Below are 9,640 nucleotides of genomic sequence, written 5' to 3' on the forward strand. Positions count from 1 at the left end.
TCAATCACCGGTGTCTCCAGCCTTCTCCTGCCCTGTCCCTTCCCAGGGCTTGGCGTAGCCGTAGCGGCGGCGGGTTTCGTCGAGGCGCGCCCCGTCGGTGACCGCGGCGGCGATCGACTGCTCGGTGCGCTCCACGCGCTCGGCCCGGTCGGCGACCTCGGCGGCGTGCTCCGCGGGCACGACGAGTACACCGTTGTCGTCGGCGACGATCACGTCACCCGACCTGACGGTGGTGCCGTGGACGGTGATGTCCCGGCCTGTCGCGGCGAGTTGGACTCGGTTCTTGCCGCTCACCATCGTCACGCCGGTGCTGTAGAGGGGGTAAGCGACATCCCGGATCTCGGTGAGGTCGCGGGCCGAGCCGTGCAGCACAGTGCCGCGAATTCCGCGGCGCCGGGCCACGGTGGTCAGCAGTGAGCCCCAGTTGGTGCACTGTGTACTGCCACCGTTGTCGACCACGACGACCGAGCCGGCAGGCACCTCGTCGAGATAGTCGGCGGCGTTGCGGAACGAGCCGTCGGCCGTGTCCACGGGCTCGTAGCTGACGGTGTGGGCGAGACCGGCGGTCCGGGCGCCGGGGACGCGCGCCACGATGCCGGGGAGTACGCCGGTGACGCCGAGGCTGTCCAGAGCGTCGGATATCGAGGCGGTGTCCAGCTTCGCCAGGCGTTCGACGCTGGTCGGGAGCGTCGGGAGCGTCGGGAGCGTCATGAGGGGATCTCCTGTTGGGGGTGGTCGTGCGAGGGCTTGGCGGGGAGCTCCGCGGCGACCGCCGCGGCCGCCTGTGCGGTGCTCGCCGTACCCCCCAGGTCGTAGGTGACCGTGGTGCGGGCGCGGACCACCGTCCGTACCGCGTCGGTGAGTTGGCGGGCGGGCATGGGAAGGTCCAGGTGGGTGAGGAGCTGGGAGATGGTGAGCAGCATCGCCATCGGGTTGGCCCGGCCCTGCCCGGCCATGCCGGGCGCGCTCCCGTGGACGGGTTCGAAGTAGCTGCCCAGGTCACCGATGTTTCCGCTGGACGCGAGGCCGAGTCCGCCCATGACGCCGGCTCCGAGGTCGGAGAGGATGTCGCCGAACATGTTCTCGGCGACGAGGACGCCGAACCGTTCGGGCCTGCGGACCATCCACAGGGCGACCGCGTCCACGTTCAGGATCTCGGTCTCGATCTCGGGGTAGTCCGCTGCGATGAGTTCGAGCCGCTCACGCAGGTGGTTGCTGCTGTTGCGCAGCACATTGGGCTTGTCGACGAGGGTGAGAAGGCGGAATCCGTGTGCTTTCGCGTGCTCGAACCCGAAGCGCAGCAGCCGGTCGATGCCGAACCGGGTTTGGAGCCGCAGGGTGACGCTTGACTCCTCGGGCCCGGAGGCAGCGGCGTTGGGGTGGTGGCGTACGGCGTTCCACAGTGTGTCGTCCAGGTTGTGGAAGTCCAGTCCGGCGTAGAGGCCCTCGGTGTTCTCGCGGATGACGACGAAGTCGAACCGGCCGTTCTCCAGGTCGGTGACCGGGCGGACGTTGGCGAACAGGCCTAGGCGTTGGCGCAGTTGGAGCACCGGGGAGACGAAGCGCAGGCCGGTGCCCCGCAGGGGCTCGTCCAACTCGGCCTCGGCTTCGCGCAGCGGCTTGCTGGTGATCGCGCCGAGCAGACAGGCGTCTGCCTCGTCGAGGAGTTTCCAGGTGCGCTCCGGGACCGGGTCGCCTTCACTGCGCCAGCAGTCCCAGCCGATGTGGCCGAAGCGGAGATCCAGGGGAAGGCCGAGGCCGTCGACCGCCTCGAGGGCGGCGGACACCACCTCGGGTCCGATGCCGTCGCCCGGTAGTACGGCGATGGTTTTGCGTGCGGTCATGCCAGTCCGTTCTCTGCCAGAAAGGTTTCAATCAGGGAGGACACCTGCTCGGGGCACTCGGTGTGCGGCCGCATGCCGGAGTCGGGGATCACGGCGATCCGGTGGTGGGGTACGGCCGCGGTGTGTCTGCGGCCCACCAGTTGAGAGCTGCCGCCGACGATGCCGAGGACCGGGCCCGGGTGGCGTGCCAACACCGCCGAGACGTCGGTTCCGCAAAGCAGCCGCATACCGCCCGCGATCCGCCGGGCCGCAGTGGCCGGGTCATCAACCCCGGCCAGCAGGCTGTCTGTTGGCTTTTGACGGCCCGCCTCGGCCGGCTCGACGCCGTGGCACGTCACATAACGGTCGAGCAGGCGCAGGGATTCGGCGAGTTCACCGTCCGCCGCGAGTGTGGCGATCTCGGTGAGCCGGGCGTCGAGGAGGGCATCGGTGACCGCGGGACCGGACACCAGCAGGGCGGCCGTTTCCGGCGCGAGCCGGGCGAGCAGCGCCTGGGCGAGTGCACCGCCGAGGGCGTTGCCGCAGATCAGCTCCGGTTCCCCGAATCCGTCCTCGTAACCCGTGAGAAGCCGGTGCCAGCGGTCGGCGAACTCCTCCATGGTGGTGATCGATTCGTCCCAGGCGGCAAGGGTGTCGACCACGCGTACCCGCAGTCCCGCGCCGGTGAGGGCGCGGATGACCGGAGCGAAGAAGGCGCCGCCGTCCCACTGAGGGATGACGGGCGCGAAGACGAGGGCCCGCGGCGGGCGTGCCGTGCCGGCGGCGGACTCCGGGGTGAAGTCCGCCGCCGGCACGGCTGGTGCGGTGGCCGTCACCGGGCCACCGAAAGGGTGCGCGCGGTGGACAGGCCCTCGCGGTGCCCGCCGAGCAGGCTGGCCCGGTGCTCGACCGACAGGTCGTACCGACCGAGCAGCAGATCGGGTAGCGGCAGCGACGGGGTGCCTTCGGGGATGCTCGCCAGGAGCAGGTCGGCGAGCTCCAGGGCGGGGGCGAGCTGCAGGCGGTTCCCGTCGGGGGCGACCCGGTCCAGGTGGGCCAGCCACTGCTCGGCGATCAGATTGCCCGGTCCCTTGCCCATGCCCTGGATCGACGAGTCCATCCAGGTCGCGCCGTTGTCCATGGCGGCGATGGCGTTGGACAGGGCGAGCCCGAGGTTGTTGTGCGCGTGCAGGCCGACCTCGCCCTCGACGACCGACTTGGTGAGGGTGGTGAGCTTGGCGGCATCACCGGGAGAGAGGCTGCCGTTGGAGTCCGCCAGGTACATCACCTCGGTACCGGCGTCCGAGGCGGCCACCGCGAGCTCGGTGATCGTACGAAGCGAAAGCTGGCTCACCCGGGCGAGGTTGACGCCCACGGTGAACCCGAGTTCCCTGGCCTGGCGGATGTGGCCGAGGCCGGGCTCGGGGTCGGTGGGCGGCAGGACGATACGGACCAGGCGGGCGCCGGCCGCGTACATGTCCGGCAGGTCGGACTCGGTGATGTTCTTGGGGTGGAGAATGACGGCGACCTTGTCCGGGCCGATCTCCTGGGCCATCGCGGATATGTAGTCGTCGTCGCCGCGCCCGGTGAGACCGAGGTTCGGTAGCGGTGCGAACGAGCCCTTGCGATAGGCGATTTCGACCCAGTCGAAGCCCGCGTCGACGCTCAGCCTCGCGTGCTTGAGTGCGTATTCGAGCGGGAAGTTGAAGCCGTTGCGATATCCCCCGTCCCGAAGAGTGACATCGATATTGACGATACTCATGGATCCTCCAGCGGCTGTCGGAGTGTGAAGGGCTATGCGGCGGACTCAGTGGCATCGGCTGCCGAGGCGGCCGCGTGCCGCGCGACGAGGCGTCCGAAGACCAGGGACCGCAGCACCGAAGTGGCAGGCGGGTAAGCGTGGTAGTAGAGGCCGGTCGCCTCACCGGCCGCGTACAGGCCCGGAATCGCGGCGCCGGACGGCGTGACGACACGGCCGTCGAGGTCGGTGCGGACGCCTCCGTAGGTGAAGCAGATGGCGGAGGTGACCGGGACGCCGATGAACGGCGGGGTGTCGAGGGGAGTGGCCCAGTTGGACTTGGGGGGTGTGATGCCGACCGTGCTCTTGCCGTCGAGCCGGGACGGGTCGAACTCTTGGGGCCCGGTTGCCGAGTTGAACTCCGAGACCGACTTCTCCAGGCCCTCCGGGTCGATGCCGAGCTTCTCGGCGAGCTCTTCGAGGGAGTCGGCCTGCTCCGGCGGAACGTCGCTGAGCAGGGAGTTCATGATGCCGGGGATGGCCAGGGTCTTGCCGTCGGCGATCCAGTACGCCTCCTGCTCCTGGTTCTTCCAGATCTCGTGGCCGACGTGCTCAAAGGTGTTGTCCCAGGTGTCCCGGCCCTCGTCGAAGAACCGCTCCAGCTTCTTGTTGAGGAAGATGCCGGCGGCGAAGCCGTAGAGAACGGCGTCGGCGGACTGGGTGCGGCGGTCGACGGGCTCGGCGTGGATCATGTCGAACTGGCCGGCGGTGTCGGCGCCGAGATCGAGGGCCATGCGCAGCGCGTCACCGCGGTTGTTGGCGATACCCGGGGCGATCAGCGGGAGTTCACAGGCCCGGTCGCCGATGTAGCGGGTCAGCGTCTCGACATTGCCTTGGAAGCCGCCGCAGGCGAGGACGACGGAGTGGCCGCTGAGGCGCTGGGTGTGCCCGTCCCGGCCGCGGATGACGACGCCGTCGACGGTGCCGTCCTCGGCCGTGCTCAGGTGCAGTGCCTCGGTCTCGTAACGGATGTCGACGCGCGGGTCGTTCTCCAGGGCGGCAGCGAGGTTGCTGACGATGGAGGCGCCGCCGCCGCGGGGTGCCGCGGGCGGGACCATGGACGGGGTTCCGCCGTCGAAGGTGTGCGGCAGCGGGAAGTCGTCGAAGGCGAGCTCGACGCCATGGCGCTCGATGAACTCGATGGTGGCCGGCGTCTCCCGCTCGACGGTGCGGCAGTAGTCGACGTCGGCGAGCCCGCCGGATACCCGGCTCACGTGCTCGGCCCAGTCGGTGTCCAGCTTGCGGTCCTCGGTGATCCGTAGGAAGGCGCCGGTCCAGCGGGTAGCCCCGCCCCGGTCCTCCTTCGTCGACCGCTCGAGAACAGCTATCCGGGGCGGTTTCCTGCGGTCGGCGGTGGCCTCGGCATAGGTGACCGCGGTGGCGAGTCCGGCGGCGCCGAAGCCGATGACGATGAGGTCGTAGTCGGCCGCTGAAGTGGATTCGGGCATATGGCTCTCCTGAATGTCTGCCTGCGTTACGGGAAGGGGGAAGAGGGAAGGGGGAAGCGGGGCGGGTCAGCGGTTCGGGCTGATTACCCGGCTGGTGCGGTAGAGGCGGAATTTGCCGCCGGTCGTCGTCTCGGCGAATTCCTGGTAGCGCCGCTTGAACTCCGGGTCCTCGAAGATCGCGTCGAACTGCTTCTGAGAGGCCCAGGCGGCAAGGTTCACCACGGCGTCGTCGTCGACACTGGTGAGGAGGCGGGCGCCGCGGAAGCCGTCGGCCGTGGCCGCGACATGGTCGACGGTGGTCGCGAGGGCGTCGACGCTCGCTTCGGCGTCGTCGGTGGTGGCCACGTTGATGAGGAACACCGCATCGTCCGGGACCGGCGAGGTCACCACGCCGGGGCTGGCGTTACGTCCCTCAAAGGAGCTGCGCTCATACGCGGCGATGCCGTCCCGGTGCCACGGATCGGACTCGATGAGCTCGTGGACCTCGTCCTCGGTGAGGTCCGCGGTGACGATGACGGCACCGCCGTCCGGCCTGGGTCCGCTGAGCAGCACGCGGCCGAGGTCGGAGTGGGTGCGCAGCCACTGCTTGTGCCCGGCCATGTTGGCCGTCACTACGTCGCGCGGCTTGAGGTAAGTCAGGGTCAGTACGTGAATCATCGGAACCTCTTGGATGCGAAGGGCATTCACCTGCGCCGGTCATTCCGGTGCGAGGAGAGTGCGAGGAGAATCCCCATACGGCGTGGATGCGAATGAGGTGGGAAAGCGAGGGGCTGCGAAAGGCGCGGCGCTCAGCCGCGCGGGCCCGCACCGAGCCGGTCGAGGATCGACTCAGCTTCGGCGACCACACCGTGGACCACCTGGGCGGCCGGCTGGATATCCCGTACGAGATCGAGGACTTCACCCGCGAACATCGCGCGCTGGCTGGTGTCGTCCTGGGCGACGGCGGCCACCCACGCGGGCTCCACGTCGGCTCGCCGCGCGGCGAGTTCCTCGTCGCGGCCCGTCCAGGTGCGGGTGAACTCGTTCGCTATGGAGCGGGCTTGGTAGACGGTGTCCCACGGAATGCCGCGGACCACGTCGAAGGAACGGGTGCGGACGGTGTCGGCGGTGTTCTTCGCTACGAGGTTGGTCTTGAACCCGGGGGTGGCGAGCGACTCCTCCGTAGCGGCGAAGCGGGTGCCCATCATGACGCCGTCGGCGCCGAGCGCGAGTGCGGCCGCCAGGCCCCTGCCGTCCGCTACGCCGCCCGCCGCGATCACCGGGACGGCGCCGCCCACGGCGTCGATCACGGCGGGGATCAGCGGGAACGTCGCGAGCTTCTTGTGATGCCCGCCCGCCTCGGCGCCTTGCGCCACGAGCGCGTCGGCACCGGCCTCGGCGGCGACGGCGGCCTGCTCGGGGTCGTGGATCTGCACGACGGCCAGAGCGCCGCTCTGCCGGGCCTCGGTGACGTAGCGGCGGATCTGCTCCGCACTGCCGAAGGACAGGGCGACCACCGGGGGTGCGTAACCGAGCACCTTGTCCCACAGACCGGGGCGCTCGTCGAGGGTGAACATCACGCAGCCCGCGCCCCATACGCCACCGGCCTCGGCGGTCGGGGCCACGTGCTCCTCGATGAAGCCGGCGTCGCCGTAGCTGACGCCGACAAGTCCAAGGCCCCCGGCGGCGGTTACCGCGGCGGCGAGTCGGCTGCCGGACACCGATCCCATGGGTGCACTCACCATCGGGTGCTCAATTCCCAGCAGCTCGGTCAGCTTTGTGGTGATCACGCATTCTCCCTGGAAAGGAAACTCGATCGGTTCGATCTCTCTGCTGCCAAACGCTATTGGCTCGAAAAGGCCTCGTCCAAGACGAGAAATGCGTGGCCGATATGCCTGTTGCCCTATGGCTCATGGAATGAGAAGAGCGGGTGCATGGCCGTCAAAGGCGGCTCCCTATAGCTGGGTTGTACTCCAGGTCGCCCGCTGCCCTGCGGCCGTCCGGCGGACGGCGGCGGAGAGCCGGTGCAGCGCGGAGCTCTGCGGCGTACCGGCGGCCGCGACCAGGGCGAGCCGTTCGTGCGGTACGGCACCGCCCGCCAGCGGACGCCAGGCGAGCTGGGTCACTCCCCGCACAGCGGACTCCGGCCGTAGCGCCACGAGGTCGGGGGTGGAGCGCAGGGTATGTGCGAACAGGGCCTGCTGATCGTCGCCCATGGTGTACAGCTCCGGCTGCCACCCGAGGGCCGCCAACTCTCCCAGCACGGTGTCCGACTGGCCCGGCAAGCAGCCGGTGTCGTACCAGAGCAGCCGTTGCTCACCGAGGTCGCCCGCCGTCAGTGAGAACTTGGCGACCAGCGGATGGCGGCTCTGCAGGACCACGCCGAGCGGTTCGTCCCAGACCGTTGCCGTGGCCAGCGCGGGCCCGGCCGCGGTCGCCGCCGTCGGCAGCCGCACGATCCCGAAGTCGAGCTCTCCGTGCTCGAGCAGCTGCAACTGCTGCCCGGAATCCATCGAACGCAGCCGCAGCCCGCGGCCCGGGCCACCGGACTCGGGGCTGTCACCGTGGCGGCGAAGGCCCTGTTCGATCCCGCTGAGCACCTCCGCGGGCACTCCGTCGCACACCCCGACGGACCAGGTGGCGGGTGCGGGCGTGGCGGCGGCGATGGCGGAACGCAGCTGGCCGGGAATGGACCGCACCCCGCGCAGGAACGCCCGGCCCCCTTCGGTGAGTTCAACGCCGCGCGAGCTGCGGCTGAACAGCGGCACACCGATCCGGCGCTCGAGGCGGCGGATCTGCTGGCTCAGACTCGGCTGGGCGATGTGCAGTTCCAGCGCGGCGGCCGAGACGGTGCCGGCCCGCACGACGGCCAGGAAGTACCGGAGGTGCCTCATGTCGATGTCGTCGACGTCGTCCGACAGCAGGGGGACTTCGTGCGGGGTGATGGCCCGCTCATCGGTGACGGTCATGCTTGCTCCTTTTCGAGTGCCGGAAGGCAGCGCCACTAAGGCAGCGCCGCTAAGGCAGCGCCAGTGAGGCAGCGCCACTAAGACAAGGGCTTAAGTTCCTCCTGGAAGGTATGTTTTGAGGTCGGCCCCCGGTGCGAGGAGGCCGAGCAGGGTCCGCCAGGCGGCTTCCCAGCGGGGCAGTGGGTCGTGCTGCGGCTCCTGCCATGACATCTGTACCGCGCCGTGCACTGCCACCAGCATCAGCTCCGCGGCGAGTTCTGGCAGTACGCGACATGGCGGACCCTGCCGCTGTGCGCGCTCGACCAGGGTCACGAAGTGCTGCCGGATCGCCTCGGGCGCGTCCGGCGGGATCCGGGCCAGGGCAGGCCGGTCCACGGCCAGCCGAAGCACGGCCCGCAGCCGGACGTCCGTACGGAGTCGGCGGACGAGTTCGGAGCCGAACCTCTCCAGCGCGACCGCCCAGTCCTGGTCCGGGTGTTCACCGGCGGACGGGATCGTCCGCCAAATGTCCGCGGACCGGGCCACCAGGGCTTCGGCGAGGTGCTCCTTGGAGGTGAAGTGACCATAGAGGGCGCCTTTGGTCATACCGGTGCGCAGTGCCACCGACGTCAGGGTCGCCTCGGCGTAGCCGTATGCCGCGAACTCTTCGGCGGCGGCGTCCAGTATCCGGTCGCGGGTGCGCCTGGCTCTCTCCTGGGTTGCCATCGCGTCCCCTTTCGGGCCTGTGGGCGTTCTGTGGGCGGTTCATAAATATACCTTCCAGAAGGGATGTTTTGTGGGTCTGGGGATGACAGCGACCAGGCGGGGCAGCGGTGTTGGGTCGGACCCCAGCGCCCGGCCCAACACCGATGCCACGTCAACTCGCCCCGCAGTCTCCTGGCTTGGGCCCGGCGTCCGACGGTAGGACCAGCCAGCCCGAGCGCCGGGCCTGCTTGGCCAGCACCTGGTCCGCCCCGATCACCGTCGCGTTCCCGGTGGCGCGCAGCATCGCGAGGTCGCTGCTGTGGTCGCCGTACGCATAGCAGTCGGCCGGGTCCACGCCGAGGCGCCGTGCGAGCCCGGTCACGGCGTCGGCCTTGGCCGTGCCGATCATCGGGTGGCGCACCTCGCCGGTGAGGATGCCGTCGTCGGTGTACTGCTCGGTGCACAACACCTGGTCGGCGCCGAGGTCCTGGGCGACGGGCGCCAGGATCGGCCACGACGAACCGGATACCAGGACCACGCCGTGCCCCGCTTCGCGGTGCCGAGCCAAGGCCCGCAGCCCGGCCGTCACGTAGGGGCGGGGGCGGTTCCGGTATGCGGCGTACCACTGCCGGGCGGCCTCTTGGACATCGGTGAGCGGCACACCGGCGAAGCGCCGGTAGTACGCGCGATTCTGTTCGGCCCGTGCGGCGCCCGAGCGGACCAGGGTGGCCAACTCGTCGTCCGCGCGCGGGTCCGGACCGGTCAGCCGGGTCCAGTGGTTCCAGAAGTCGAGCATGGTCTTAGCGGCGAGCAGCGTCTCGTCGACGTCGAAAAACGCGATCCGGGGGACCTGCCGAGGTCTGTCCGTCGTGCCCGCGTCCGTCGTGCCCGCGTCCGTCGTGCCCGCGTCCGTCGTGCCCGCGTCCGTCGTGCCCGCGT

General features: G+C 69.8%; 10 protein-coding genes. All 10 read right to left on the reverse strand.

Annotated elements, in window-relative coordinates:
* Positions 1-711, reverse strand: a complete 711-nt coding sequence (locus ACX6XY_RS04175; RefSeq protein WP_460326435.1) for an RraA family protein — start codon at positions 709-711, stop codon at positions 1-3.
* On the reverse strand, positions 708-1,844 hold the full coding sequence (locus ACX6XY_RS04180; RefSeq protein ID WP_460326437.1) for an isocitrate/isopropylmalate dehydrogenase family protein: 1,137 nt from the start codon (positions 1,842-1,844) through the stop codon (positions 708-710). The genes ACX6XY_RS04175 and ACX6XY_RS04180 overlap by 4 nt, the downstream gene beginning before the upstream one ends.
* A complete protein-coding gene (locus tag ACX6XY_RS04185; RefSeq protein ID WP_460326439.1) occupies positions 1,841-2,659 on the reverse strand; it encodes an alpha/beta fold hydrolase in 819 nt (272 codons plus the stop codon). Before ACX6XY_RS04185 ends, ACX6XY_RS04180 begins: the two co-directional genes overlap by 4 nt.
* Entirely contained in the window at positions 2,656-3,585 is a 930-nt protein-coding gene (locus tag ACX6XY_RS04190) for a beta/alpha barrel domain-containing protein (RefSeq protein WP_460326442.1), read from the reverse strand. The genes ACX6XY_RS04185 and ACX6XY_RS04190 overlap by 4 nt, the downstream gene beginning before the upstream one ends.
* 32 nt (positions 3,586-3,617) lie before the next feature.
* On the reverse strand, positions 3,618-5,069 hold the full coding sequence (locus tag ACX6XY_RS04195) for an FAD-binding protein (protein ID WP_460326444.1): 1,452 nt from the start codon (positions 5,067-5,069) through the stop codon (positions 3,618-3,620).
* A 66-nt stretch (positions 5,070-5,135) separates the two neighbouring features.
* A complete protein-coding gene (locus tag ACX6XY_RS04200) occupies positions 5,136-5,726 on the reverse strand; it encodes an antibiotic biosynthesis monooxygenase (RefSeq protein ID WP_460326446.1) in 591 nt (196 codons plus the stop codon).
* 131 nt (positions 5,727-5,857) lie between these two features.
* Complete coding sequence (locus ACX6XY_RS04205; protein WP_460326448.1) at positions 5,858-6,838, reverse strand: NAD(P)H-dependent flavin oxidoreductase; 981 nt, start codon at positions 6,836-6,838, stop codon at positions 5,858-5,860.
* Between the two features lie 165 nt (positions 6,839-7,003).
* Positions 7,004-8,017: a LysR family transcriptional regulator gene (locus tag ACX6XY_RS04210; RefSeq protein ID WP_460326450.1), complete on the reverse strand. Its 1,014-nt coding sequence runs from the start codon at positions 8,015-8,017 to the stop codon at positions 7,004-7,006.
* A 90-nt stretch (positions 8,018-8,107) separates the two neighbouring features.
* A complete protein-coding gene (locus ACX6XY_RS04215) occupies positions 8,108-8,722 on the reverse strand; it encodes a TetR family transcriptional regulator (protein ID WP_460326452.1) in 615 nt (204 codons plus the stop codon).
* Between the two features lie 151 nt (positions 8,723-8,873).
* On the reverse strand, positions 8,874-9,640 hold a 767-nt coding region (locus ACX6XY_RS04220), incomplete at its 5' end, for an HAD family hydrolase (protein ID WP_460326454.1).

Source organism: Streptomyces sp. O3, assembly GCF_054788135.1.

What these genes read in the sequence shown, in the direction of transcription:
- ACX6XY_RS04175 (WP_460326435.1), bottom strand. Translation starts at nt 711, where the DNA reads ATGACGCTCCCGACGCTCCCGACGCTCCCGACCAGCGTCGAACGCCTG.
- ACX6XY_RS04180 (WP_460326437.1), bottom strand. Translation starts at nt 1,844, where the DNA reads ATGACCGCACGCAAAACCATCGCCGTACTACCGGGCGACGGCATCGGA.
- ACX6XY_RS04190 (WP_460326442.1), bottom strand. Translation starts at nt 3,585, where the DNA reads ATGAGTATCGTCAATATCGATGTCACTCTTCGGGACGGGGGATATCGC.
- ACX6XY_RS04195 (WP_460326444.1), bottom strand. Translation starts at nt 5,069, where the DNA reads ATGCCCGAATCCACTTCAGCGGCCGACTACGACCTCATCGTCATCGGC.
- ACX6XY_RS04200 (WP_460326446.1), bottom strand. Translation starts at nt 5,726, where the DNA reads ATGATTCACGTACTGACCCTGACTTACCTCAAGCCGCGCGACGTAGTG.
- ACX6XY_RS04210 (WP_460326450.1), bottom strand. Translation starts at nt 8,017, where the DNA reads ATGACCGTCACCGATGAGCGGGCCATCACCCCGCACGAAGTCCCCCTG.
- ACX6XY_RS04215 (WP_460326452.1), bottom strand. Translation starts at nt 8,722, where the DNA reads ATGGCAACCCAGGAGAGAGCCAGGCGCACCCGCGACCGGATACTGGAC.